The organism is Pandoraea pulmonicola (assembly GCF_000815105.2).
Taxonomy (GTDB): domain Bacteria; phylum Pseudomonadota; class Gammaproteobacteria; order Burkholderiales; family Burkholderiaceae; genus Pandoraea; species Pandoraea pulmonicola.
Window position 1 is genome coordinate 1,061,064 of sequence record NZ_CP010310.2, and the last position, 26,234, is coordinate 1,087,297.

The following is a 26,234-nucleotide window of genomic DNA, read 5'->3' on the forward strand; positions in this document are numbered from 1 at the left end:
CAAATAATTATGTTTCTGAAAATTGCCCCGGTTGCCGCCGCCGCACTCTTCTCGCTCTCGGCTTTTGCTGTTGAAAAGGAAATCACCGTCACGGCCCAAATCGACCCGACCGTCGAACTGCTTTCGGCCGATGGTTCGGCGCTGCCCAGCAACCTGAAGATGGAGCACATGCCGGGTACGGGGCTCCGCCCGCAAACCTTCGAAGCCAAGGTCTTCTCGAATGCAATGGACAAGAACATCGAGATTCGTTTGCAAGCCGATCCGAAACTGGTCCACACGATCGATAGCAGCGCAGAGGCGATTCCGCTGGAGGTGAAGCTCGATGGGACGGCGCTGACGATTACGGGCACCAAGCTGACCGCCACTGACCTTTTCGCGGACAAGACCGCTAAGGGGTCTAAGAACCTGAAGTTCAGCATCGAGCAGAAGACTGCAGCCCCGATCGCGAAAGCCGGTTTGTACAGCGGTCCGGTGCGTCTGTTGGTGACGCAGGATGCCAGCGCGGCCGAGTAAGGAGTTTCTCCGCACGAATCTTCTTTGGGGGAGGAAGCTCCCCCAACTTTTTTGTTTTTCTCCACTTTTTTAACGATTTCGATTCCGACCGTGCCTACGTTCCCTTTTCGAAAATCCCTGCTTGCGTGCCTGGGCGCGATGTCGGTGTATGACATCGCGATGCCTGCACAGGTGCTCGCACGCGTGCCCAGCGGGTTCGAAGAGGTTGTACTGGGTGCCGAAGAGCGGGTCGAGATCAAGTTCCTGGGCCGCACGCTTGGATTGTTCCGTGTTCACGTCACCCCGGACACGGTGCACATCGAAGAGCCCGAGCGCCTGATGCGGGCGGTGAAGGACTTTGTCGACGTCGAACAATTCAGCGAGCCGCTGGCCGAGTCTCTGGCCACGGTGATGCCCCGCAACAGCCACTTGACGTGTCAGGGCCAGAACGCAAACTGCTCGTACGTCGAGACGCAAACCGCTGCCGTCATTTATGACGAGAGCAATGGCGTACTCAATCTGTTTGTGTCCCCCGAGTGGGTTCGGCAGAAGACGACCAATAGTCAATTCCACGAGGTCACTGCTTCGACGCAGAACGCACTGGTACATAACCAAACGTTCAATGTGTCGGCCGGCAAGAATTATCGCAGTCTGAGCGTGTCGGGTACCGGCGCACTGGGACTTGGCGAAAAGAGCTTTATTGGCGGGAACTGGGATTTCGCACACACGAGCTATGGCAATAGCGCGCGCAGCGACCTGCGCGTACGCGATCTCTACTACCGCCACGATCTGGGCGCGGAGCATTACGCCCAGGCCGGGCGTATGGATAGCCGCAACCTGGCTAGCCGCCTGGGGGGTAATTTCGGCTTTTCGATGTTGCCCACGGGCGTTATCGATGGCGTGCGCGCGGGCACAACGCTCGCGTATGCCAATGCCGCTGTCGCGGCGCAGGGTTCTCCGGTCACGGTGCTGCTCTCGCGCGATGCGCGCGTGGACGCCTATCGTGGCAATGAGCTGCTGGGCTCGTTCTATTTGCGCTCCGGCATCAATACGCTCGATACCAGCCAATTTCCCGAGGGCTCGTATCTGCTCACGCTGCGCATTTTCGAAGACGGCGTACAGGTGCGCACGCAGAGCAGCCCGTTCACCAAGACCGGCGGTGGTCCGGGGTCTGACCGGACGCAATGGTTTGCTCAGGTCGGTCGGGCTGCCGAAACCGGCGATGTCACCCGCTCCGGACTGGTCGCTGCCGCAGGCGTTCGTGTGCCGCTGCCGGGCGACGTGTCGCTCACCAGCGGTGTGGCGACACAACGCGGAAAGCTGTTTTCCGAGACCGCGGTCGCCTGGACGCGAACGTTGCCTGTCGGCGTGCTTTCGCTCAGTGGCGCCTTTTTCTTCGGCACGGACGGCACGCGTGGCAACACGCAAAGCCTCTCCTGGAGCAATGGCGTGTCGCTGAGCGTCTACCGCTATCAAGTCAGAGCGGGGCGACCGAGTGCTACGCCGGCCTATCGGACGGTGGGTTCCTACGACACGATTAGCGCGTCCGTCTCGATGCCCTTGGGAAAGTGGACGGCGATGCTCGGCTATACGTTCAACAAGAGCCTTGGGACTTCGCAATACGGGGCCGATCCCTTCAACGATCGGCCGTGGCTCGCGCGCTCCCGTCCCGTGGTCGGGAATCGGGTGTCGCGCGCGATGCAGGCCGAGTTTTCGCGTTCCGACGTGTGGCGCGGTGTGACCTTCAGCTCGCGCATTGGCGTGTTTGCCCGACAGGACTCCGGGCGCGCCCGTGACCATGGCTTCTATGTGGGGGTCTCGATTTCCCACGCGAAACCGGCGTCGGCGGACGGCGGTGCATCGACGTACACGTCGGGCAGCGTTGACGTGCGCACGAACCGGCGTGAGAGCGCGGTGAACTACACGGCCAGCCGGAACTGGGCATGGCAGGGCAACACCTACCGGGAGGTCGGTGTCGATCTGTCGGGTACCGGCACGACGAGTGCCGCGGTACGGGTGAGTGGTCGAACCACGGGCAGCAAGTACGGCAATGCCAACGGGGCGATCGTCAACAGTTACAGCAAACAATTCGGCAACTCGCCGTCTTTGACGGGCAGCTACACGTCGTCGGTGGCGATCAGTCGACAGGGCGTCATGTTCGGCGCCGCCAGCATGCAAGGCGAACCGATGGCCGGCGTTGCGGTGCGTGTCGGCGGGCATGAGGAAACCAGCGGCGCCGCGGCGGAGGTTTCGGTGCCCGGCGGGCAGGGTTTGCGCGTGAACTTTGGCGAAAGCGTGTTGGTTCCCGTGCCGGCGTTCTCGCCCATGACGATGGAAGTGAGGGATGTGGGTGGACACGAGGCGGGTGGCGCCGCCACGAGCGTGATCGAGGGGCTTGGCCGACGCGATCTGTTTATGGTCCCTGGGCATCTGACGATGCGTACCGTGGAGTCGAAGGTGGTCTACACGTATGTCGGACAGGCGCTGTCCCCGGACGGGATGCCCTTGGCCGATAGCGTGATTCTGAATGGACCGACGGCAATGCTCGACGATGCGGGCGGGTTTGTGGCGGAGTTCGACCGGAAGGCGTCGGACATGTATGTCGCCGATGGCGCATCGATCATGCGCTGCCCGCTGCAGGTGCAGGATCGGCGTGACGTGTTGATGATGGTGGGCGAAGTCCGCTGCGAGGTCGCCAGTGCCCGCGAGTTGCCCGCCGAGATCCAACAACAGGCACGCGTCAAGCGAGTGCTGGAGCGCCGTTACGTGCTCTCCAAGGGCGGGGCGAAGTAATGAGCGTCTGTAGTTGCCTCGAAAGTCGAGGCTCGCGCCCCCTCACTTTTCATGAATCTGAGCGAACGCCCAAGTGATCGCAAGCTCAGGCAGCGGACATGCTGCCCACGCAAGTCCATATGCGTTTCGCCCTACAGGAGAATCAACGTGTTTTTCAAGAAACTGATCTTATTGCTTGCCATGGGCTGTACCGCGCTGGTCTCGAACGCCGCTCCATCGGCCGCGCGAGACCGCAATGTCGTCGCCGGCACCGATTACCAGGTGTTGAAGTCGGGGAAGCCAACCACCACGGCCAACAGCGGCAAAGTCGAAGTGATGGAGTTTTTTTACTTCGGCTGCCAGGCGTGCATGCAAATGGATCCTGCACTGCAAGCCTGGGCGAAGCGAAACAGTGCTTACGTGTCGGTGCGTCGCATCCCTGTGGCCTTTTCGCATCGTCTGGAGGGGCACGCATTCCTCTATGGTGCGCTGGAGCATCTCAAGCTCGAGACGATTGCTGCGCCGGCAGTGTTTGAGGAAGTGCTGGTGAAGCGGAACTACCTGCTGACCAGCAGCAGCCAGTCGGCGTTCGTGAAGCGCTTCGGCGTTTCGGATGACGCCTTCCAGAAGGCGTTGCGAGCCCCCGAGACCACGAAAGCCGTGGCCCAATACGCGCGCTTGGCAAAGCAGTACCGGATTGACGCCGTACCGGCTGTCGTATTCAACGGCAACGAGCTGGTGACGGTGGGCACACCGCCTGAGCGAACCGCGGAAGTCCTGGACTACTTGCTGTCGAAATACAAGCGTGGCGGCCGCCCGGGAAATCGCAACCGTTCAGGACAACCGTAACCGTTCGCGCCGGCCTCGGCACTGGGCTGGCGTACGGTGAAATGTGTCCACATTCCTGAGTCAATCCGATCTTGCGGATGTGGGCATCCTCAAAGCCCTGATGGGCATTCCTATTGGAGAAAAGCTATGCCTGTTGTCACCTTGAAGTTGTTGAAAGGCGCATTTTCGCAAGAGAAGACGCAACAGATGATGGATGGTGTTACCGACGCGATCGCGGCAACGGCAGGAGAATATATTCGTCCGCATACCGTCGTCATAGTGGAGGAAGTGTCGGACGGGCTTTATTCGTCGGGAGGTCATAAGGTGACGTTGAAGACCATCGACGCGCTACGTGCGCGAGAAGAGAAGTCGATGAAGTAACCGCAACCCTCATCCGAGAGGGCATTGCCAGACGTGGCAATGCCCTCTCGTCGCGTTTGGAAACGAGATGGCCGCCCCGCCATCCGAATCAGACGAATCCGATTGCGCCCGTCGGTGGTCATTGCCGAGAATGGGCCCGGATGTCACGTGAAGAACAATAGGAGTTGCGGTGAGTCGTAAGTCTGCCGGCGCAAAGCGCGCGGAAATGCCTGCGTTGATGTCACGCTTGATGGCGCGTCGAGAACCACCCGCCAGCGTCGCATCGCAGCCGTTCGTGAGCGTTGTCACGCCGACATGGCGCCGTCGGGAATTCCTGCCCTACCTGCTCTACATCTTTCAGTATCAGGACTATCCGGTCGATCGCCGCGAGCTGATCATCCTCGACGATTCCGAGGAGAGTAATCAGGATCTCGTGGATCAATTGATTGCGACCTGCTCGAACAAGGATCTGATTCGTTATTACCACGTGGAAGAACGCCTGACATTGGGCCAGAAACGTAATCGGCTCAACGAACTGGCGCGCGGCGAGTACATCGTTTGCATGGATGACGACGACTACTATCCGGCAGACAAGATCAGCCATGTCGTGGCGGAAATGCAGCGTCACAATGCGCCATTTTCCGGGTGTGACCAGATCTACCTCTGGTATAGCCATATAGACAAGATTTACCGGAGCGCCCGATGGGGTCCCGGGCATGCGTTGAATGGCACATTCGCCTATCACCGCGATTTTCTGAAGCGCCACCGGTACGACGATTCGGCGAAGCTTGCCGAAGAGGCAAGCTTTCTTAACGGCTTCAGCGTCCCGGTGCTTCAGATGGACCCGCGTCGCGCCATTCTCTGCATATCGCACAACGCAAACACGTACGACAAGGATTTCATCCTCGGCAATTGCGAGCGCGTGGATCTTTCGTTGGACGATCTCGTGGAAGATCCTCACCTGCGCAAGCACTACCGACGCTTGAGTCATGCGCCCGTGAGCGCGCGCGTACGCTGGGAGTTCTTTGAGCGCATCGTCGTTCTCCATAGCTCGGCCGATCCATCGATCCTTGCCGAATTCCGTGAAACGCTGCATTCGCTGGGCTGCGATCCTGCCCACGTCGAGGTGCATCATCCGGAAGATCCGAGGCACGACGCCGCCAACCACCTCGCCATTGCCGAGCGCGCCCGCCGCGAAGGTTGGCGGAACTTTCTTCTGCTGGACGATCGCGTCGAGTTTGTTCGCAAGGAACGCACCGTCAACAACGTCAACGGCCTGCTTGGAGGGTTGGGATCGATCGAGTGGCAAATCGTGATGTTGGGCGCCGACTTCCATCACGGCAAGGCGCTGCAGTCGCTGCCCGGCGTGCTGAAGGTCAATGCGGCCACGCAAGCCGTCGCCTACGGTGTGAACCGGGGGTACTACGACGTGTGGATCTCGTTTCTCACGGCGTCGCTGGAGCTGCAGAGATCTCAACCGGACAATCCCTCCTTCCGGACCGATCGCCTATGGTTGCACCCGATGCAGGCCGGCCGCTGGCTGTCGATCTACCCCAGCTTCGCCTATCGAAGCAATGATGATGACGGACGTGATCTGGCTGCCGGGTTCTTCCGAAAAATCGATTGCAGCGGCTCGCCACGCAAGATCGAGGACGCCAGCCAACCCATCAAGAGCAAAACATGAACGAAATTGGAAGCTATACCCCTGAGTTCGTCGTCCGAGCCCGTGCTCTCGTTCCGACCTGCAAGTGCGGAAGCTGCGCGCAAACGCCTGCGCTGATCAGCCATGCCTGGTCCAATCAGGTGCGTCATAGTGCGTTGCTGGAGTGCGAAACGGTTTCTCGAGAAATGTTGTTCGTGCCGGATGCGCTCAATCTGTATGAGGAAGTGACGAAAGGAAAGGAAGGCGAGCCGCTGTGCATATGGCAGAACAACGCCAATCAGGGATGCATCAATCTTCTTCTGGTCGATGGCTTGTCGATTCCCGAAAGACTTTACGCCATCGGGGTCCTGCTGAGTATGGTATCCAGCGGGGCGAACGAGTCTCGGGACGAATCCGTGCCGTTGCTGGCCGCACAGAACTTGCTGCAGTTGATTGAGCGCGGCGAAGTGCAGGCGAAGTTTGCCGAGCAGCCGGACATCGTGCGCTACAAGATTTCATATCTGAGAGCCATGGGCAAGTTGCCACTGCGCATCGACCAACTCGGCTTGCGGGCTTCCATGGGGTTGTCGCTCAAGCTCAACGAGATGCGCGTGATGTCCGACGACTATCTCGTCGACTTCCTGCGAGAGATGGAGCAGACCCATGCGGATGCGTCGGCGCTTGCGAATTATGAGCGCGGATGGATCAACTATCTTCTCTATCGTTGTTTTCACGATGTTTTTCCGGGAGCGGAGTGCGAGGGCTACGGCCGCGCCTATCTCGGCCTCTGTCTTGACTATTTCTGCATGAATAGTCTTTTCAGCCTGTTGGCGACCACTGGCGTCGAGCTCGATACGGACGCCAGTTGCGCCGTCGTCTCCACATGGTGCCGGGTTGGCCGTCCGCATCTCGGCCGGGAAGATCACGCCGTGGATCCTCTGTTGGTGGGGTTTTCGCTATTGAACGTGAGCCTGTGAGCGGAGTTGTGTCATGTATCCGGAAATCAGTGTTGTGGTGCCGACCTATAAGCGCCCCGAAAAACTCTTGCGCGCGCTTGCAAGCGTGGAGGAGGCGTGCCATCTGCCGTACGAAGTCACCGTCGTCGACGATTGTCCTGATGGATCGGCATTCGAGGTGGCACGTGAATTCAAGGCGAAATACGTCTGGAAGGCCGGGAGCCGACGGGGAATGTCGCAAAGCCGGAACATCGGCATACAGATGGCATCCGGAAATTACGTGATGTTCCTTGACGACGACGACTTCCTGTCGCCGGGAGGGATCGATGCACTGCACGAGGTGATTGTGCTCGGGAACACATTCGTGTTCGGGAATTACTCGATGATGTTTGTGCAGGGAACGGCGCCCACGACTGACCTGTCGGGGGTGCAACCGGATCATATGCTGATCAACAACCAGATTCCGGTCGGCGCATATCTGATGACGCGCTCGGCAATACGCCGGGGGTTCGACGAGCGCATGCGCAGCCATGAGGATTGGGAATTCCTGCTCTGCAATATGGACTGGAGAACGTGTCGGCACGTCCCTTTCGACGTCGTCACCATCGACAAGACCGAGAACCGCACGACCTCGACGTCGGCTCGCCGGCGCGCGCATTTTGGACTCGATTACCTGTCTGTCTATTCGCGCTATCCGGCGCCGGGACTGAGCGTCCCCAGGCGGGACGCGCTCGCGCGGCTGGGGGCGAACGTCGACGCGACCATGCTCGCGTTGGCGGACGATATCTGAGCGACTCGCCATTTTGCGACAACGGTTTTTTTTACGGTGCTCGTTAAGTTTCTTCGGTGATACGCCGCATTATGAAGTTGAGGGCGTTGGCAGATGCCCCGCTTTGTAGCTTTTGGAGAAACACACACATGCTTAGTTTGCACACCAACGCGGCCAATATCCGCATTCAAAACTCGATCAACAAGACCCAGCAGCAACTGGGTACGTCGGCCACGCGTCTGGGCACGGGGTTCCGTATCAACTCGGCAAAGGACGACGCGGCCGGTCTGCGTATGGCTACGCGTCTGGAGGCGCAAACCAAGGGGATGATGGCGGCGTCGAGCAACACGCAAAATGCCATCTCGATGCTGCAGACCGCGGACGGCGCGTTCGACGAGCTGGCGAAAATCCTGATGCGCATGAAGGATCTGGCCACGCAGTCGGCAGATGCTTCGTACACGGATACGGAACGTCTGGACATGCAGGCCGAATACGACGCACTGGGCCACGAAGTCGCGAACGTGATGAACAATACGGCATACGGCGGCCAGAAGCTGCTGACGCCGAGCGGCGGCGCCGGTGGCGCGTCGGGTCTGACGGCCGGTAAGCTGGCGGGCGACGCAAGCCTGACGTTCCAGATCGGTGCGACGGAAGCCGAAACGATGACGTTCAGCGTGTCGGGCGCCTTGTCGGGTCTCCACGAGGCGCTGAAGGCGGCTTCGAACATGTATCTCAGCGGCGGTGTGAGCGGCGGGGACATCTCGGGCGCCGATGGCGCCCGTGCCGTGCTCGAGAAGCTGAATACGGCGCTCGACAGTATCGGTGAAGTTCGCTCGAAGATCGGTGGTGTGCAGAACCGTCTGCAGCACACTGACAACAACCTGCGCAACATGATCACGAACACGTCCGACGCCAAGGGCCGGGTGATGGACGTCGACTACGCCGCGGAATCGGCCAACAACGCAAAGCTGAACATTCTTCAGCAGGCCGGCGGTTCGATGCTCAAGCAATCGAATCAAATGAGCCAACTGGTTCTGTCGCTGCTTCAGTAATCGCAGGGTGCCGCGCGTTCAGCGCACGGCAACCTCTGACGAAACGGCATCAGCAACGTCAACCTTGACGGTTGGCGTTGCTGCTTTTTTCGTTGGTGATGAGGTGCCGACCCTCATATCGCATGAAATTCAACGTCTGTATCGTTCGTCCTCCGGGTTATCTCCATTCATCGGCATTTACCGAACTGGGCGAGTTGCTCAACCTCGGTTTGCGGGATCTCGGACGCAAATCGACGCTTATCGAGAACGCAATCGATCCCGCTGCAACGAATATCGTCATCGGCTGCCATCTGCTCTCGCCGGAAGTGGCGGATTCGCTCCCTGAATCCACGGTTATTGTCAATACAGAACCTCTTGGCAGCGTCGCCACCGAATGGAAGTCGGCGATTCTCGGTTTTGGCGAGCGATTCGAAATGTGGGACTACAGTGCAAGGAATATCGAGTTCCTGAACGGCATGCCGGGAGGTTCGCGAGTCAGACTTCTGCGCCTGGGTTATCACCGGACGCTCAATCGCATCTCGCGCAAAATGCCGCGCGACATCGACGTGCTGTTTTACGGCTTCGTGAACGAGCGACGCAAGCAGGTCATGGACCGGCTCGAAGCGGCGGGTCTCAAGGTGGTATGCGTTACGGGACTGTACGGTGCGAAGCGCGACGACCTCATCGCCAGGAGCAGGGTCGTACTGAATATGCATTTCTTCGATTCGCACATTTTCGAGATCGTTCGCGTCTTTTACCTGATGACGAATGGGGTGGCGGTGGTATCCGAAGTCGGGCCGACGACATCCGTCGACGAACGCTATCTTCAGGGAATTGACGCTTCGCCTTACGACGAACTTGTCGACCGGTGCATCGCACTCGTCAAGGACGATGCGGCGAGACTCGCGCTGGAAAAGAGAGCGCGACAGACAATCGCGAGATTACCGCAGGCCGAGGTCATGGGCGAGCTTCTGCGCCCGGGAACCGGCGCCTGAACCTCGCCGATCGGCGTTTTTCCCCCTCGTATGCCGACTCGCATCGCCGTGCGCGCGCATCAAGGGCATTGGCGTTAACAGGGCATCAGGGAGGGCATCAAGGTTTCTATGCAACTGACATTGGGTGTATTGCTGGTAATAGGCGGGGTATTCGGTGGTTTCGTCCTGCATGGGGGGTCGTTGCGTCTTATCTGGCAACCGACTGAAATCATGATCATCGGGAGCGCGGCGGTCGGCGCGCTCGTGATAGGGAATTCGCGTTCGGTGCTGACCGAGATATGGCGTCAGCTCAAGCAGGTCGTTCGCCACAAGAACCTGGGTGTCGAATTTCAGCGGCAACTGTTGCTGCTGCTCTACGAACTGCTGGAAATGGTGCGCGATGGTGGGCTCAAGGCCCTGGATCAGCACGTCGAGGATCCTCATGACAGCGATCTCTTTCAGCGCTACCCGGCGATTCTCGACCAGCCGCGTCTCGTTTCGTTCATCGTCGACAACTTCCGTTTGATGGCGATGGGCCGTATCACGGCTCATGAGTTGGAGGGTATGCTCGATCAGGAGCTCGAAGCCATCGAGGAGGAGTTGATGCAACCTTCGCGCTCGTTGGGGAAGCTGGCCGAGGCCATGCCCGGGTTCGGCATTCTCGCGGCGGTGCTGGGCATCGTGACCACGATGGCGAACATCGACGGGGAAGTCGCGGAAATCGGGATGCAGGTGGCGGCCGCGATGGTGGGAACGTTCATCGGCATCCTGCTGTGCTATGGCGCGCTCGATCCGCTGGCCGGCGCGATGGCGCATCGCGTGAAGAGCGAGCTCTCGTCGCTCGAGTGCGTGAAAGTCGTGCTTTGTGCGCAGGTCGCGGGCAAGCCGACGCTGCTCGCCGTCGACGCCGGTCGAAAGTTGATTCAGCTCGAGGTCAAACCCAGCTTTGCCAGGCTCGAATCCTGGATCATGGACATTTAAGCCCCCAAGTAAAGAGAGTTGAAATGAGCAAGGACGGGGGGCACGGTCCGACCATCGTCAAGCGATCGAGCCGACATAAGCACGAGAGGCACGGCGGGGCGTGGAAGATTGCATTCGCCGATTTCACCCTGGCGCTCATGGCGTTGTTCATGGTCTTGTGGATCGTCAATGCCACGCCGGAGAAAACGCGCCAGAGAGTGGCTGCGAAACTCACGGGACACCCCTTCTTCAAGGGAGGCGTTGGCATCTTCGAACAACGCAGCGAGAGGCGGAAGATCTCGCTGCTCGATACGATGCCGCAATCGCGAGTCAAGGCGTCCGACGGTCCGGGGAGGGACGCATCGATCGAATCGCTGGCCGCACGCAAGAGACTTGCGCGGCGTCTCCAGGCCAAGGCGAAGGCGCTGGACATGGTGCGTAACGTGGCCTTGGCGGTTACCGATGACGGTATACGAATTACCATTCACGATACTGACGACAAGGGCATGTTTGCGCGACGCAGCGACGAACTCAACGAGCCGTTCGTCCAACTGTTGCGCGGCCTTGCACCCATGCTGGCGATGGTGCCCAATAAGCTCGTCGTCGTCGGGCACACGGACGCCACCCGATATGCGGGTGAATCGGCATTCGCCAACAACTGGAGCCTGTCCAGTCGAAGGGCGTTGCGGGCGCGGCAGGTGATGCTCGATGGCGGGTTGAACGAATCGCAGCTGTTTCAAGTGTCCGGCATGGGCGACAGTACGCCGGCAGTCCCGGACAATCCCGAGCATGGGAGCAATCGCCGCGTCGAACTCCTGCTGCTGACGAAGGAGGCGGAGACAACGTGGCGTCGCATGTTCCGTAGTCACGGATTCGGCGCGGAACGTAGCCCGGACGGGGCGGGCGTTCGAGTGACGGCGGCTCAAGCCGATCATGAGTCCCCGCAGTCATCAGACACCTCGGCAAATTGACCGTGAAGGTCAACCGCACGTAGAGCGTTTTTAATAGAGTGCTGCCGCCGACAGTGCTGGAATCCGCATTGTCGGTTTTTCTATTTTTGACGAAGATGGGTCGCCAATTCGGCTTACGTCAACTTTGCGCAATGCTCAGCCTCGGATCCGTTGGTTCGCCCGTTGGTCGTGCAGCGGCCATTGGAAGGTTGCGAGCGCTCTATTGCGGGCTCACCTAGGCTTCGTGAGACTCCGCTCATCGCCCGGTATTTGGATTGGTAACCATTCTTTCTCTAGGCCGCCCCGGGCGATCTTGAGTCAGATCGACCTCACCGGGCCTTCTAGGTTTGACGCTGGAGCCCAGCGAGCGCTGGCAGTGGCTTTGTTCGCTTAACCAATTCCCCCATCTGAGCCCTTTCTTCCGTATCGCGTGGTGGGCGGTGCTGGCCCGGCTTTAAAACCGGAATATTCCGACATACACACGGCCCTGAAGACGAAATAATTCAGCCTGCTGGGCTCTCGGCCCTTTTCACTATATGGCCGGAGGTCAACATGAGAATTCTTCGTGCATTCGTCTTAATGCCGCTGCTATCAGCGGTACTGGTTTCCCTCGCCCTCATCCTATCCACAGGGGAGGTGCTGGCTGAGGATATCGCTCCGGTCGACATAAACGAGGATCGCGAAGTACCGGCGTTCGACCTGTCGCAAGGCCATCCTGATTTCATCTTGTGGGATAACAGATTGATCGCCTCAGGAGAGAACAATCCTGCTTTGGACCCGCCGAAGGATTGGACCAACGGGACGTTCCTATGCCATTCCGACACAGATGCCAGTGTTGGAGCTTGTCCAACGGTAGATCAGAGGAACCTAACTAGTAGGAAGCCATATACGGAAGTTCGACTGAGGTTCGTTGAACGTCGCTCCAGAGCGGTTCACGTCGTCACATTCGTGGGATATAAGGGTTTGCCCGGCTATATTGAGCAGCAAGCTCTCGACGAGGAGGCTGGGTGCGAGGAGAAAAAATTGACGCTTCTTGCGAGGATCCCGGCGACCGAATTCAAACGTTTCCCTTCCGGAGGGATATGGGATGCACATTGGAAGCTTAGGTTGCATCGCCGTGACAGAGGCGACGTTTCTGAGGTGAACCTTAAGATCAAGCTCACCATTACCGACACGAAGAACGTCCAAATCTTCCTGCCGGAGCACAACACGACGACACCGACGGTAGACCTCGGCTTAACCGGTCAGGTCAGCCGTGACGGCCGCACAACCGGCCGTCGGAATATCGACATGTGCCTGTACGACGGTTTCGGCTCGCATAGTTCGTGGTTCGATGTCAGGGTCGAAGACCAGGGGGCTATTGGCGCGGACCCGCCGCGCGATACGGATGTGTTTTCCGTCATTCATGATGGTATGTTTGGCCAGAAACCACATTGGCGGATCGATTACCACGTGAGCTACTCCCATAACGGGGAGCGCAGGAGACTCAACAATGGCGAGACGGTTCGCCTCCAAGGTGGGAGCAATACCGAAGCCAGGTCTGTGTATCTGCCGAACATTCCGGTTCCCGTCGTGTGCAAGCCGATGCCATTGACGCTGGAGACGCCGGAATTCAACGCCAAAGAGAAACGTGCGGGCAGCTACATGGGGAAGCTCAGAATAATCTTCTCCCCGTCGGCGCAGAGTCTATAGCGATGCGGCGGTTCTACGCGCCTATACACACGACATGGATTGCCGTTCCGAGGTGACTCACGCATCGCGTCCAGACATATGAAGCACCTCCTTTGCCCTTGGCAAGATGAGAAACCTGCGTCTATAAGCTAGCAGCACCGTCGAGCGCGGGGCGCATGTCGATCCGGCCTTCCCAGATCGAGCGCCTCCCGCATCTCAGATGCATCCGTGTGCCGGGCGGATCTTCCCGCCAGAGATTCGACCATGCCCGAGCGGTGTCGATTCCTGCGCCGACATGCCTTTATCGCGATGAGCACCTCCACTCGCGGTATCGGCTGACCCGTGCCGATACCGCTCAACCCAGCGTCCCCATTACGTCGAGCGTGTGATGCTCGGGAATCTCGTTGTAGGAAAGCACGTGCAGCGCGGGAGAAAACACTCGTGCATAGCGCGCGAGCAGCGGGCGCAGTTGCGGCGGCACCAGCAAAACCGGCGTCGAACCGCGTATCTTCATCTGCTCGGCGATGGCCGGCATGTTCGATTGCAGTTGTGTGAGCAGGTTCGGGGCGATGGCGAAGTTGTCCAGCGAGAACTTCCCCGTTTGCTGAGCCTGGCTCAGCGAAGCGAGCAACATACCCTCCAGTTCGCCCGCCACATTGAACACCGGGATCTCCCTCCTGGTACCGACGATCTTCCCGACAATCTCACGACGCAATGTGCATCGCACCTCGGCGGCGAGCAGAATCGGATCCTGGGTCGCCTCGGCATTCTCGAGCAACGTGGTGGCGACGGGCACAATGTTCTTGATCGAGACACCGTCGCCCAGCAGCGTACGGAAGACCTTGCGAAGTTGATTGTGCGTCATCACCTTTTCAAGCGCTTCGAGCAGCTTGGGAGCGAACTGCCCCAGGCGCTGCAGAACGGCGGCGACATCGTCGTGGGAAAACAGCTCTGCCAGGTGCTCGCGCAGTAGCTTGTCCAGATGCGTTGCCAATACGGATGCCCCGTCCACCACCTGATACCCCATGCCGAGCGCATTCGCCTTGTCCTCGGGACGGATCCAGGTGACTCGCATCCCGTAGGCGGGCTCCACGGCGGGAATACCGTCGAGGTCGCCGTACGTCGTCGGCGACGGGATCGCCATCAACATGTCGCTGTGCAACTCGCCCCGGGAAATCTCCACGCCATGCAGGCAGATCGCGTACTGCGACGGTTCGAGTCCCAGATCGTCGCGCACGGAAACCTCGGGGATCAGGAACCCCATTGTGTCGCTCAGCGTGCGGCGAATGCCGTCCACCCGACGTGTGAGCGGAGCGCCCTTGTCCTTGTCGATCAACGACACAAGGCGATAGCCGAGTTTGACGCCGACGACTTCCGTACGGGAAATGCTGTCCCAGTCCAGCGCGCTTACCGTGGCATCCCGGAGCGCGGATTCCACGGCTTGCATGTCGGCGTCGTCCTGCTCGGCCGGAACGTACCGACTGACACGCCAGCCGACATAAGCGAGCAAGGCGGCGAACGCCGCGAAGCTGACCCATGGCATGCCCGGGATGATCGCCAGTATCAGCATGACCGCCGAGCCGCTGTAGAGCACGTTCGGCGAGGCGAGCATCTGCCGGCCGACCTGCTTCTCGAAGTCGCCCGTGTCGCTCACCCGCGTGACGATGATGGCGGCCGCCGCGGCGAGCAGGAGCGATGGAATCTGCGCAACGAGGCCATCACCGATGGTCAGCAAGCCGTACTGGCGCAGGGCGTCGCCGAAGCTCAGGCCGTGCATCACCATGCCGATGGCCAGACCGCCGAGCAGGTTGATGACCAGCACCAGGATGCCGGCGACGGCATCGCCTCTGACGAACTTCGACGCGCCGTCCATCGCGCCGTAGAAGTCCGCTTCGGTGGTTACGTCGCGCCGGCGGGTCTGCGCCTGCTCCTGGTTGATGAGCCCGGAATTGAGATCGGCGTCGATGGCCATCTGCTTGCCCGGCAATGCATCGAGCGTAAAGCGTGCCGACACTTCCGAGATGCGCTCGGCGCCCTTGGTAACCACGACGAAGTTGATGATCATCAGAATGATGAACACCACGACGCCGACGACGAAGTTCCCTCCGATGACCACTTTGCCGAATGCTTCGATGACGTGACCGGCGGCGTTGGTGCCCTCGTGACCCTTGAGAAGCACGACGCGCGTGGACGCCACGTTAAGCGTGAGTCGCATGAGTGTGGAGGCCAGGATGACGGTCGGGAACACCGAGAAGTCGAGCGGTCGCTTGACCGATACGCTCACCAGGACGACCACGATCGCCATGACGATGTTGAACGTGAACAGCACGTCGAGCACCACCGGCGGCAACGGCAGGATCACCATCGACAGAATGGCGAGCAGCAGCACAGGCGTGGCGAGGCGGGTCTGCCGCAGATCGGCGAGAAGGCGAGACATTGAATTCATGACGGGTTAGCGATTGACGAGTGTTTCCGGAACGTCGATATGGGACGGCCTGTCGGGGCGCAGGCCCCGCTGACCTTGCCGGAAAGCGTGCAGCTGCATGACATAGTTGAGCACTTGCGCCACGGCGCGATACAGTGCCGCGGGAATCTGCTGGTTGACCTGGCTGGTGTTGTAGATCGCACGGGCTAACGGCGGCAGCGTGAGAACCTCGACGTTGTGCTCGCGCGCCAGTCGTCGAATGACCATGGCCATGTCGTCCACGCCTTTCGCAACGACAAACGGCGCTTCGGCCCGCGACGCGTCATATTTGAGCGCCACTGCGTAATGTGTCGGGTTGACGATCACCACGTCGGCGCCGGGAACCGAATTGAGCAGCCCACGGTGTGCGGCCTGACGCTGGAGCTGGCGCAACCGGCTCTTCACTTCGGGGCTGCCTTCGTTGTTCTTGTGCTCGTCCTTGACCTCTTTTTTCGACATGCGCTGATCGCGCAGGAACATGAGTTTCTGAAACGGGGCGTCAAGGAAAGCGAAAACGACCAGCACGGCGGCCATGACCAGCGACGCATCGAAGGTCAGCGACGTGCCGCCACGAATCGCCTCCGCCAGTGTCTTGCTCTGCAGATGCAGGAAGTCCCGAATGGACTGGTTCATGACAAACCAGAGCGTCGCGATCAGCGTTGCCACCTTGAGTACGGAGATACCGAACGTCCCGTAGTGCTTGAGCGACATCAGGCGCTTGAGATTCTGAATCGGGTTGAATCTGCTCGACTTGGGCATGAAGCCTTCCTTCGAGAACACCCAGCCGCCCGGATAGAGCGAGCCCAGCACAATGCACGCGGGAATGGCGAACAGGGGCAGCAGTATCGCGATGAGCATGCGCATGGCCGCGCCGACGGCGATGTGCCAGGCGTCGTCGAGCCTGCCGTGGCCGCTCAGGTCGGCGAACGCGACGGCGAAGAGCGCGCGGAAATCGTCGAGCCAACCCGGGGCGAGCATGATCATCAACTGAAGGGAGGCCAGAAGTCCGACGGCCGCGGCAAGATCGCGCGAGCGGGGCACCTGCCCCTTCCCGCGCGCCTTGCTCAGCTTCTGCCCGGACGGTTTTTCGGTCTTGTCGCCGGATTCACCTGACACCAGTGGCTCCCAGATGCTGCTCCAGCAATCCCAGCACGTGCTCCGACATCTTTACGTAATGACTGGGCATCACACTGATCAGATAGACCAGCATGAGCATGCCGAAGATGATGGTGACCGCGAAACCGAGCGAGAAGATGTTGATGGTGGGCACGGCCCGCGACGTGAAGCCGTTGCCGATCTGAATGACCAACGACGAGAAGATGATCGGGATCGCGAGCAGCATGGCGGCGGATAGCAGCCACCCGACCTGATACGCGAGCGGGCGCAGCGACATGAGATCTATCGGATGTCCGACCGGCCATACGCGAAAGCTCGTGTAGAGAATCTGTGTCACGACGAGATGCCCGTCGATCGCGAAGAAGAGCAGAATGCACAGTAGGTACAGCACGCCGGAAATCACGTCCGACGAGCTGCCATTGAGCGGATCGTTCATGACTGCCATCGCGAGTCCCATCTGCGATGAAAAGAGATAGCCCAGCACCATGAACGCGGCCAGCACCAGGTGCAGCGTCGCTCCGAACAGCAGGCCGATGAGGATCTGCTGCGCGGCCAGCACGGCGCCCGAGAGCGAGACGGGATCGATGTCCGTCGACGGAGAGACCGGCAGTGCGATGCCGGAGAGCAACACGGAGAGCGCGACGCGCACGCGTGCCGGCACCACCGCTTCCCCCAGGATCGGCGCGGCGCTCAGGGCGGCGAGAATCCGGCAAAAGGGCCACCACAGCCGCGCCAGCATGTCGGGCGCGGCGAGCATGAAAGCCTCCATTGCCTATCCCACCAACAGAGCGGCCCGCTCGAAGACGCTGACGCAATAATCCATCAGATACTGCGTACCCCAATGTCCGCCGATCATGAGCACGACGAGCGTGGTCAGCAGGCGCGGCAGAAAGCTGAGCGTTTGTTCGTTGATCGAAGTCGCGGCCTGGAACAGACTGACGAGCAAGCCCACGACGAGGCTCGGCATGACCACGCCGGCAATGAGCACCGTGGCGATCCGCAGGGCCTGCCCGACGATTTCTACGGCGATATCCGCGGTCAGCATCAAAAGGCCCGGATACTGGTGGCAAGGGTGTTCACGGTGAGTGTCCACCCGTCGATCATCACGAAGAGCAGCAGCTTGAGCGGCAGCGAGATGACCAGCGGCGAGAGCATCATCATGCCCATCGCCATCAACACCGAGGCGACGACAAGGTCGATGACGAGAAACGGTACGAACAGCATCGCACCGACCTGAAACGCGGTCTTGAGCTCGCTGAGACTGAACGCCGCGGCCTTGACGATGAAGCTGTGGTCCTCGGGTTTTGCGACGTCGGTCTCGTTCGACAGCCGCGAGACCTGCGAAAGACTGGCCTTGCTCGTCTGGGCGAGCATGAAGCGCGATAGCGGTTTCTCGCCTTGCGCCATGGCTTCCCTGAACGTGATCTTGTCCTGGTCGAACGGCTCGATGGCGTTATTCCATATCTCGACGCCAACGGGGCGCATCACCAGCAGTGTGAGAAGCAGCGCTACTCCTGTGATGACGCGGCTCGGCAGCCCTTGCTGGAGCCCGAGCGCCTGGCGCAGCAGGGCCAGAACGATGACGAAGCGCACGAAGCTCGTCATTACCATGACCAGCGCGGGGAGCAAGCCCAGCAGCGTCATGAAGAGCAGGATCTGCGTCTTCGGGCTGAAGTCGCGCGGCATGCCGAGGGCTTCGGCCGGCAGGGTTAGCGGCTCCGCGGTCGCGGGCATGGACAGCAGGGCAGCCACTACGAGAGCCGCGGCGCCGAGCGTACGCCGCGATGTCCACAACTTCATGGCATGAAACGCCCGAGGTCTTCCAGATGGAGCACCTTCAAGCCGTAGTTTTCGCCGCATACCACCACCTCGGCCTGGCCGACCGCGGTGCCGTTGACCTTGACCTCCAGCGGCTCGCCCGCAAGACGGTCGAGTTCGAGCACCGAACCCTGCTCGATTGCCATCAGCTCGGCGAGCGACACGATGGTGTTGCCGACTTCGAGCGTCAGTCGCACGGGAATGCGCGCGAGCAGGTTCATGGGGTCACGACGCGGTGCGGCGGGAGACGGGGGAGCCGGCGTCTCCTCCGTGTCGCCGGGAAGGTCTTCGAGCAGTGCGTCGAGATCGGAGTTGTCGTGCTGGTCCATCGGTTAGTCCAGAAAATTGAATGAGGTCAGGCAAAGCTTGCCGTTGTGTTCCGCGACGATCGCGGTGAAGACGTCGGAATCTCCGGCGAACACGCGCGCGGCGGCGGGCATGCGCACCGGCAGGATGTCCCCCTTGCGCAGGCGCAGCAGCTCGCCGAAAGGGACTTCCATCTCCAGCAGACGGGCAGTCAGCGTCACGCGCAACTCGTGGGAAAGCACTGCGCCGCCTCTCGCCGTGCGGGGCGGGCGCTGGAGGGTGCCGGAGAGCTTCTCGAACAGCCGGTCCTGCCAGACACCGTCGAGGGAGACGCCCAAGTCCCCCAAATGCTCACCCGCCGCGCTGCAAATCCGGCAGACCGCGAACAGATCCGGGTGGTGTGCGACCGGCGCCACGTCGTCGGGCGGCGTCTGTCCATGCTCCGGGGCGATGCACCGGGCGACAGCCTGGGCAAGCTCCGCGGCGAGCGATCCGGCGAGTCGGCGCTCGGTGGCCGTCTCGGCGGCAATGGCCGGCTGCGGTTCGGCGGTGGGAAGGGGAAGGGGAAGTGGCATGGCGTCGGTCGACTCGGAGGCACCGTTCGCGTCGATCGGGCCGACATTGCCGTCCGTTCCCCCCTCGTTGTCCGAACTTCGCGCGCGCTTGCCAGGCATGCCGTGTGGCGTGCCATAGCGCACCTCGAGGAGCTTGAGCAACAGGGCGCGCTCCATATGGACGCCGATGCGGCCAGCCCCCAAGGACTGATGGCGCCATGGCCATGCGCGCATCTGCGGCGAATGGGTCGAAAACGTCACGGTGGTGACGCGCAGCGAAGCGCCTGCCCGGCGGCTCAGCCGCATGATGAACTGCTGCCCCAGGTGCTGTTTGAGCGCTTCGCCAAACGTGCCAAGCAAATGGGTCGGTCGCCCGAGCATGCGCGGATCGAGCGCAGTACAGCGGGTCGCATCGGTGGATTGTCTGCCTGACCGAATTGCCATGTATTTATTTGCCTAGTTTAAGTACGGCGACGAGTTCGTCGCTTTCATCTTGCAGGAGAACAACTCGCTGATTCTGGAGGGGGGGCGGGCAGGCGTCCACCAAAAAACCAGCAAAGAATCCGATCTTTCGTGAGTTGATCTGAATCTGTCTGAATTTCCCTGAAGGCCGCATCCCGTGGGTGTTTTCGGGTGGTTCGCCTGATGTTTTCCGTGTTCGCCGGGATGGTTGGTGTGGGGGGGTGTGGCGGTGAGGCGGTTGGCGCATCTCGGTGGTGGCGTGTCTGGGGTTTTCATGAGGTTTCAGGAGTCTTCAGGATTAATCGCTGGCACCCGATTTCGGTGGATTGGACAATCGCCCTTCAACCGGTTTTATCCGCACCGACAGACGATTCGCTGCCACGGGTGCCGCACGAAAGCCGTGTTGAGTACATCACCGTCCATTGCTGATCGATAGCAACGGACGGTCTGCGCAGCAACGCAAGGAAATGTGGGAAATGACGACGCAATCGATACAGCAGGTGGGGGCGCAGATGCGCAGTGAGATGGCCAATCTGGCGCGGCAGGCGATGGCGGCGCCGGGCGACGCGATCTCGGGCAACGTCAAATCTCCCTCGGACATGAGTTTTGGCCACGCCATGCTTTCCACCGTCGAGGGGGTGGACAACCTCCAGCATGCCGCGGAAGACAAGATGGAAGCGGTTGATAGCGGAAAAAGCGATGACCTGATTGGTGCCATGGTCGCCAGCCAGGAGGCCAGCCTGTCGTTTTCGATGCTCACGCAAGTGCGCAACAAGCTCGCGAGCGCTGTCGACGATCTGCTGAAGATGCAGATCTGATACGGGAAAAGGTCGATTCGTGTTTGCCAGCCTCAAGAACCTCCTGCCACTGCGGATGCCGAGCAGCTTTTCGTTGAAGATGCCGTCGCCGGCGACGCTGTCGAAGGTCGTGCCGCTCGTGCTGTTGGCGGTCGCGCTGACGGCATTCGCGACGCTGTACATGCGCTACGACCAGTCGAGCTACAAGCCGCTGTTCGGCGCGCGCGAACAGGTGCCGCTCGACAGCATGGTGTCGGTGCTCGACGCTGACGGGATCAAATACCGCATCCACCCTGATACAGGGCAGGTGCTCGTGCCGTCGTCCGAACTCGGACGCGCGCGGCTTCTGCTCGCGGCCAAGGGCGTGACGGCCAAGTTGCCTGAAGGGCTGGAGCAGGTCGGCAGCAACGACCCGCTTGGCACCAGTCAGTTCGTGCAGGACGTGCGTTTTCGCCGGGGGCTGGAGGCGGAGCTCGTCAAGAGCATCGTGTCCATGGACCCGATCGAGTCGGCGCGCGTGCACCTTTCGATCGCGAAATCGTCTTCGTTCGTGATGATGGACGGTGAGAAGAGCTCCGCGTCGGTGGTGCTCACGCTCAAGCCGGGGCAGCGCCTGTCCAGGGAGCAGATCGCCGCGGTCATCAATCTGGTGGCCGGAAGTGTGCCCAACCTGGCCCCCGAGCGCGTGTCCGTGGTCGATCAATCCGGTGCATTCCTGTCCGCCCGCGTGGACCTGACCGATGATCCGATCGGCAGCGGCGACGCCGTGGCGCGCTACCGCGAAACCACAATGCGCAGCGTGCAGGATCTGCTCGCGCCCACGCTCGGCATGGACAACTTCCGCGTCAGCGTGACGCCGGTCGTCAACAACGATCGTGTGGAAGAGACCCGGGAGCAGTTCGGCGAGGCCCCGAAGGTGGTGAACGAGGCGATTCGCGACGAGAAGAATCGTGACCGTACGGCATTGGGGGTGCCGGGCTCGCTGAGCAACCGTCCGGTGGAGGCAACCACGGCAACGCAGAACGCCGACGGCGGCACGATGCGCAACGCCGCTACCCGCCAGTTCGCCTACGACCGCAACGTCATGCAGATCAAGCACAGCCGTGGTCGGCTGGAGCGGCTGAGCGTCGCCGTGGTGCTCAATAACGCGGTATCGCCTACCAAGGGCCAGCCGTGGTCGGACGAGCAGCTCAAGCACATCGACACCCTTCTGCGCAATGGCCTGGGCATGGACGCTTCGCGCGGCGATCAACTTGTGGTGTCCGCGATGAATTTCCCGAGCGCGCCTCAGCCGCAACCGTGGTGGGAAGAGCGCACCACGCTGGAACAGGGCGCGTGGTACGCCGCCTACGCCGTGATGGCGCTGCTGGGTTTTCTGCTCGTCGTCCGTCCGCTGCTGCGTATCACGCAGCAGTGGGTCGAGTATCGATATGCGCCGCGCACCCTCAAGGAGATCGAGCCGGACGTTTCCGACGCGACCGACGCTCTGGTCGTTGGACAGCAAGTCCCATTGCTCGCAAACGACGAGCAGGCACCGGATAAGAAGATTCGCGGAAGCAGCATGCTTCCGCTCATGGACGACATCGAACTTCCACCCGCCGATTCCGGTGTGGAGATCCTGATCTCGCATCTGCAGACCCTCTGCGAGAAGGAGCCGGAGCGTGTCGCGGAAGTCGTCAAACAGTGGATTCAAAATGACGGAAACCTCAATCGCTGAACGTCAGGCGCCGGGCTCGGTCGATCAGGCCGCCATCGTGCTGCTCAGCATGGGCGAGGCGCGTGCTGCCGACGTGCTTCGATGCCTGTCCAGGTCCGAGTTGCTCAAGGTCACGCACGCCATGTCGGACATGGGCGGAGTGAAGGTCGACGCCGTCCGGGACGCTTTGCAGAAGTTCTTCGGCCAGTACCGGGAACAAAGCGGAATTCATGGTGCGTCCCGAGTATTCCTGCAGCGTGCGCTCGATCTCGCGCTGGGACATGACATCGCCAACACGGTGCTCGACAAGATCTACGGCGATCGGATCCGCCCGAAGATGGCGCGTCTGGAATGGGTGTCTGCGCGCTGGCTCGCACAGCACATTGCCGACGAGCACGTGCGCATGCAGGCGCTTTTCCTGGCGTTCCTGCCTCCGGCGCAGGCGAGCAAGGTGGTCGAGGCATTGCCCCCGGAGATGCGCGACGTCGTATTGCTCCATGTGGCCAAACTCGACGAAGTCGATCACCTCTTGCTTCTGGAGCTCGAAGAGTTGATCGAATCGTGTCTGCGGAATCTGGATCTCCAGAGCGCCAGCGTCGAGGGCGTGCGTCAGGCCGCGGACATCATCAATCGCCTGCCGGGCGATCGCATGCAGTTGATCGAATTGTTGCGCGCGCACGACCCCGACGTGGTCTCCGAGATCGAAGTCAGCCTGTATCACTTCGACATGCTGGCACGTCAGTCCGATGCCGTGGTGGGGCGCATCATCGATGTCGTCACGCTGGAACAATGGGCGGTTGCGCTCAAGGGCGCGGACGGTTCGGTGCTCCGCACGCTGCAGCGCGCCATGCCGCGCCGGCAGGTTCAGGCGTTCGAGGACATCATGCGTCGTACCGGACCGGTGCCGAACGCGCGGGTCGAGCAGACGCGCCGCGAGATCATGGCCCGCGTCAAGGCATTGGTCGATGCCGAAGAGATCGAACTGCTCCTGGGCGATGAGGACGAAGTCGCGTGAAAGGCTATTTCTCCTACCGCTTTCCGCCGTTGTCCGCCTGTGTTCGCAATGCCGCAACCGGGCCGTACACCGCCAGCTCCGAAAGTGGCGGCTCCCCTCTTGCCGATCAGGAGCGCGCCTTGCAGCAGGCGATTGCCGACGGTTATCAAGAGGGCATGGAGCGCGGCTATCAGGATGGGTTCGAGCGCGGCGAAGTCGACGGCCTGGCGCAGGGTTTCGAGCAGGGCGAGGCAGAGGGCGCGCATGCGGCCCTCGACAACGCGCGCCGCGCCGTGCGCGCCGAATTCGATGGGCTGGCCGACACACTCGGCACAGCACTTCAGGCCGTGCGGAAATTGCATGCGGATTATCAGGAGGCGCGCCGTAACGAGTTGATCGAACTCGTCGCCAAGGTCGCCAGACAGGTCGTGCGCTGCGAACTGGCGTTGCAACCCGGCCAGATGCTCGCGCTCGTCGATGAGGCGTTAGGCGCGATGCCGGCTACCGCCGAGGCGCCGGAGGTGCATCTGAATCCCGAAGAGTGCGCGCGCCTGGTCGCTTTGCTGCCCGAACGCGCGAGCCATTGGACGCTGGTGCCCGACGCGGCACTGGCGCCGGGCGAATGCCGGGTGAAGGCAGGTGGCCATGAAGCGGACGCCGGGTGCGCGCATCGTCTGGAGGCTTGCATGGAACAGGTCGGTCGCCAACTGAACGCTGCATCCGTAGCCACGCTCGCGTTAGACGGGAGCTCGGCGCCCGACACGTTGCCGGCCGCGGAGCCCGCCATCGAGGAGGCGGAATGATTGCCGGAGCGCTGCGTAATCTCGAACTCGACGACGTGCCCGTGGCGCGCCTGACGGGCCGTCTGACCGGCGTATCGGGGATGTTGCTCAAGGCAACGGGATGTCCGCTCGAGACCGGACAACGCTGCGTGATCGAGACGGCCTCCGGCGATTGGATCGATGCGCAGGTGGTCGGCTTCGGCCGTGAGGAGTCCTACCTGATGCCGTTCAGGACTTCCATGGGCTTGCTGGCTGGCGCGAAGGTGTTGCCCGCGGGTCCGCGGGCGGCGGTGCGCATCGGCCCGCGTTGGCTCGGCCGTGTGGTCAACGGCCTCGGAGAGCCTATCGACGCGTTGGGCGAACTTGATGGCGAGCACCCGCTGATCACCCCGCCGGTCGCCGTCAACCCGTTGCAAAAGCAGCCAGTGCGAGAAGTGCTCGATGTAGGCGTTCGCGCGATCAACGGCGTGCTGACCCTGGGGCGTGGGCAACGCGTCGGGCTGATGGCCGGCAGTGGTGTGGGCAAGAGCGTGCTGCTTGGCATGATCACGCGCTATACCGATGCCGACGTCGTCGTGGTCGGTCTCATCGGCGAGCGGGGCCGCGAGGTTCGGGAGTTCGTGGACCACGCACTGGGCGAGCAAGGGCGCGCCAAAGCCGTGCTGATCGTCGCACCGGCGGACGAGTCTCCGCTCATGCGGTTGAAAGCGACGCAACTCTGTCACGCCATTGCCGCACATTTTCGTGATCAGGGCGGCAACGTGCTGTTGTTGGTCGACTCCCTCACGCGCTACGCCATGGCACAGCGCGAACTGGCGCTGGCGCTGGGCGAACCTCCGGCAACGCGCGGTTATCCGCCTTCGGTTTTCGGCATGTTGCCGCAATTGGTCGAGACCGCCGGTAATGGCGAGGGCCCCGGCAGCATGAGCGCCATATACACCGTGCTTGCGGAAGGGGACGACCAGAACGATCCGGTCGTGGACACGGCGCGTGCCATTCTCGATGGGCACATCGTGCTCACGCGGGAACTGGCGGAGCGAGGCCACTATCCCGCCATCGATGTGACGCGCTCGGTAAGCCGCTGTATGACGCAGGTGGCCGACAGCGATCAGGTTCGCGCCGCGCGTCAGTTCAAGGAGCTGATCGGGCGCTACGAACAGGTTCGCGATCTCATTGCGCTGGGCGGCTACGTAAAGGGAGCCGATCCCGCCACCGACCGTGCGGTGATATTGGCGCCGAACATCGACGCGTATCTCCGACAGGAAACGCACGACGGCACGTCGTTTGCCGACGCGCGGGCGCAGTTGGAGGCGCTGTTGGCATGAGCGATCAACGCGTGGTCGGGCCGTTGGGGCGGCTGGTGGCGGTTCGTGAAGCTGGAATCGACCGGCTCAAGCGGGAATTCGGCCGCAAGGAAGCGCTGCGCGAGCGCTACCGAACCAATCTGCGCACGATGCAGCAACTGTTCGACGAGGCGGGCAAGGGCGTCGGGACGGCATGTGCCGAGCTCTCGCTCAATCGTCTGGGCTACCGGCAAGGGTTGCTCGACATGATCGCGGCGCACCGGGAAGCCCTGCAGCTACATGAAGCGGACATGGCCGTCGACCGTCAACGCCTGCTTGACGAGTCGGTGAGATGCGAGATATGGCGACGTGAGCTGCAAAAGCGCGAGGCGACGCTGGACTTGTCGCGTGAGCGCCGGGCACAACGGGTGCAGGACGAACTCGCCGCGCAAACCCGGTATCGCGGCGGCAGGATGTGAGGCCGACGAAGGATGACGAGTCCCGCGACGTGGGGGGCGATTGCCTGCTCGCTCCTGTTTGGAACTTTTTAAAGAGAA

The 26,234-nt window shown here is 61.3% G+C and carries 25 protein-coding genes; 18 read left to right on the top strand and 7 right to left on the bottom strand.

From position 1 onward, the window contains the following. Nucleotides 1–9: 9 nt before the first annotated feature. The 12 genes from RO07_RS04765 to RO07_RS04820 all read left to right on the top strand — a co-directional run bounded on the left by RO07_RS04765 (nucleotide 10) and on the right by RO07_RS04820 (nucleotide 13,426). Complete coding sequence (locus RO07_RS04765) at nucleotides 10–513, top strand: CS1 type fimbrial major subunit (protein WP_052267020.1); 504 nt, start codon at nucleotides 10–12, stop codon at nucleotides 511–513. 90 nt (nucleotides 514–603) lie between these two features. Then, entirely contained in the window at nucleotides 604–3,285 is a 2,682-nt protein-coding gene (locus tag RO07_RS04770) for a TcfC E-set like domain-containing protein (protein WP_039414313.1), read from the top strand. 147 nt (nucleotides 3,286–3,432) lie between these two features. After that, the gene (locus RO07_RS04775) at nucleotides 3,433–4,113 is read left to right on the top strand and encodes a thiol:disulfide interchange protein DsbA/DsbL (RefSeq protein WP_039408516.1); all 681 of its coding nucleotides are present in this window, start codon (nucleotides 3,433–3,435) and stop codon (nucleotides 4,111–4,113) included. A gap of 126 nt (nucleotides 4,114–4,239) precedes the next feature. Then, nucleotides 4,240–4,473 (top strand): tautomerase family protein, encoded by a 234-nt coding sequence (locus RO07_RS04780; RefSeq protein ID WP_039408518.1) that lies wholly within the window; start codon nucleotides 4,240–4,242, stop codon nucleotides 4,471–4,473. Nucleotides 4,474–4,642: 169 nt separating this feature from the next. Beyond that, entirely contained in the window at nucleotides 4,643–6,136 is a 1,494-nt protein-coding gene (locus tag RO07_RS04785; protein WP_237171376.1) for a glycosyltransferase family 2 protein, read from the top strand. Further along, nucleotides 6,133–7,071, top strand: coding sequence for a hypothetical protein (locus RO07_RS04790; RefSeq protein WP_039408520.1), 939 nt, complete (start codon nucleotides 6,133–6,135; stop codon nucleotides 7,069–7,071). The genes RO07_RS04785 and RO07_RS04790 overlap by 4 nt, the downstream gene beginning before the upstream one ends. 13 nt (nucleotides 7,072–7,084) lie before the next feature. After that, on the top strand, nucleotides 7,085–7,840 hold the full coding sequence (locus RO07_RS04795; RefSeq protein WP_039408523.1) for a glycosyltransferase family 2 protein: 756 nt from the start codon (nucleotides 7,085–7,087) through the stop codon (nucleotides 7,838–7,840). Between the two features lie 128 nt (nucleotides 7,841–7,968). Continuing rightward, entirely contained in the window at nucleotides 7,969–8,871 is a 903-nt protein-coding gene (locus tag RO07_RS04800) for a flagellin N-terminal helical domain-containing protein (protein WP_039408525.1), read from the top strand. A 122-nt stretch (nucleotides 8,872–8,993) separates the two neighbouring features. Then, the gene (locus RO07_RS04805) at nucleotides 8,994–9,845 is read left to right on the top strand and encodes a CgeB family protein (RefSeq protein ID WP_039408528.1); all 852 of its coding nucleotides are present in this window, start codon (nucleotides 8,994–8,996) and stop codon (nucleotides 9,843–9,845) included. A gap of 108 nt (nucleotides 9,846–9,953) precedes the next feature. Beyond that, nucleotides 9,954–10,805 (top strand): flagellar motor stator protein MotA, encoded by an 852-nt coding sequence (motA, locus tag RO07_RS04810; protein ID WP_039408532.1) that lies wholly within the window; start codon nucleotides 9,954–9,956, stop codon nucleotides 10,803–10,805. 23 nt (nucleotides 10,806–10,828) lie between these two features. Further along, nucleotides 10,829–11,755, top strand: a complete 927-nt coding sequence (locus RO07_RS04815) for a flagellar motor protein MotB (protein WP_052267023.1) — start codon at nucleotides 10,829–10,831, stop codon at nucleotides 11,753–11,755. A 531-nt stretch (nucleotides 11,756–12,286) separates the two neighbouring features. Further along, nucleotides 12,287–13,426 carry a CfaE/CblD family pilus tip adhesin gene (locus RO07_RS04820; RefSeq protein WP_039408535.1) on the top strand — a complete coding sequence of 380 codons (1,140 nt, stop codon included), beginning with the start codon at nucleotides 12,287–12,289 and terminating at the stop codon, nucleotides 13,424–13,426. 334 nt (nucleotides 13,427–13,760) lie between these two features. Here the strand turns inward: RO07_RS04820 and flhA are convergent, their stop codons facing one another. Genes flhA through RO07_RS04855 form a run of 7 tightly spaced genes read right to left on the bottom strand, consistent with a single transcriptional unit; the run spans nucleotide 13,761 to nucleotide 20,107 of the window. Further along, nucleotides 13,761–15,851 (bottom strand): flagellar biosynthesis protein FlhA, encoded by a 2,091-nt coding sequence (flhA, locus tag RO07_RS04825; protein WP_039408537.1) that lies wholly within the window; start codon nucleotides 15,849–15,851, stop codon nucleotides 13,761–13,763. Nucleotides 15,852–15,857: 6 nt separating this feature from the next. Then, the gene (gene flhB, locus RO07_RS04830; protein WP_039408539.1) at nucleotides 15,858–16,988 is read right to left on the bottom strand and encodes a flagellar type III secretion system protein FlhB; all 1,131 of its coding nucleotides are present in this window, start codon (nucleotides 16,986–16,988) and stop codon (nucleotides 15,858–15,860) included. After that, complete coding sequence (gene fliR / locus RO07_RS04835) at nucleotides 16,975–17,754, bottom strand: flagellar biosynthetic protein FliR (protein ID WP_039408541.1); 780 nt, start codon at nucleotides 17,752–17,754, stop codon at nucleotides 16,975–16,977. The genes flhB and fliR overlap by 14 nt, the downstream gene beginning before the upstream one ends. 3 nt (nucleotides 17,755–17,757) lie before the next feature. Continuing rightward, nucleotides 17,758–18,030 (bottom strand): flagellar biosynthetic protein FliQ, encoded by a 273-nt coding sequence (locus tag RO07_RS04840; protein ID WP_039408544.1) that lies wholly within the window; start codon nucleotides 18,028–18,030, stop codon nucleotides 17,758–17,760. After that, nucleotides 18,030–18,785: a flagellar type III secretion system pore protein FliP gene (fliP, locus tag RO07_RS04845; RefSeq protein ID WP_039408546.1), complete on the bottom strand. Its 756-nt coding sequence runs from the start codon at nucleotides 18,783–18,785 to the stop codon at nucleotides 18,030–18,032. Before fliP ends, RO07_RS04840 begins: the two co-directional genes overlap by 1 nt. Then, nucleotides 18,782–19,132: a flagellar motor switch protein FliN gene (fliN, locus tag RO07_RS04850; RefSeq protein WP_039408549.1), complete on the bottom strand. Its 351-nt coding sequence runs from the start codon at nucleotides 19,130–19,132 to the stop codon at nucleotides 18,782–18,784. Before fliN ends, fliP begins: the two co-directional genes overlap by 4 nt. A 3-nt stretch (nucleotides 19,133–19,135) precedes the next feature. After that, on the bottom strand, nucleotides 19,136–20,107 hold the full coding sequence (locus RO07_RS04855) for a FliM/FliN family flagellar motor switch protein (protein ID WP_084072438.1): 972 nt from the start codon (nucleotides 20,105–20,107) through the stop codon (nucleotides 19,136–19,138). Nucleotides 20,108–20,601: 494 nt separating this feature from the next. Here RO07_RS04855 and fliE point away from each other — a divergent pair, with 494 nt between their 5' ends. The 6 genes from fliE to RO07_RS04885 all read left to right on the top strand — a co-directional run bounded on the left by fliE (nucleotide 20,602) and on the right by RO07_RS04885 (nucleotide 26,156). Further along, nucleotides 20,602–20,943, top strand: coding sequence for a flagellar hook-basal body complex protein FliE (gene fliE, locus RO07_RS04860; RefSeq protein ID WP_039408555.1), 342 nt, complete (start codon nucleotides 20,602–20,604; stop codon nucleotides 20,941–20,943). A 79-nt stretch (nucleotides 20,944–21,022) separates the two neighbouring features. Then, nucleotides 21,023–22,639 (top strand): flagellar basal-body MS-ring/collar protein FliF, encoded by a 1,617-nt coding sequence (fliF, locus tag RO07_RS04865; protein WP_039414320.1) that lies wholly within the window; start codon nucleotides 21,023–21,025, stop codon nucleotides 22,637–22,639. Next, nucleotides 22,617–23,633 carry a FliG C-terminal domain-containing protein gene (locus RO07_RS04870; protein WP_039408557.1) on the top strand — a complete coding sequence of 339 codons (1,017 nt, stop codon included), beginning with the start codon at nucleotides 22,617–22,619 and terminating at the stop codon, nucleotides 23,631–23,633. Before fliF ends, RO07_RS04870 begins: the two co-directional genes overlap by 23 nt. Then, entirely contained in the window at nucleotides 23,630–24,415 is a 786-nt protein-coding gene (gene fliH / locus RO07_RS04875) for a flagellar assembly protein FliH (protein ID WP_052267025.1), read from the top strand. The genes RO07_RS04870 and fliH overlap by 4 nt, the downstream gene beginning before the upstream one ends. Beyond that, the gene (fliI, locus tag RO07_RS04880; protein WP_039408561.1) at nucleotides 24,412–25,719 is read left to right on the top strand and encodes a flagellar protein export ATPase FliI; all 1,308 of its coding nucleotides are present in this window, start codon (nucleotides 24,412–24,414) and stop codon (nucleotides 25,717–25,719) included. The genes fliH and fliI overlap by 4 nt, the downstream gene beginning before the upstream one ends. Next, complete coding sequence (locus RO07_RS04885) at nucleotides 25,716–26,156, top strand: flagellar export protein FliJ (protein WP_039408563.1); 441 nt, start codon at nucleotides 25,716–25,718, stop codon at nucleotides 26,154–26,156. Before fliI ends, RO07_RS04885 begins: the two co-directional genes overlap by 4 nt. The last annotated feature ends 78 nt before the right edge of the window (nucleotides 26,157–26,234 follow it).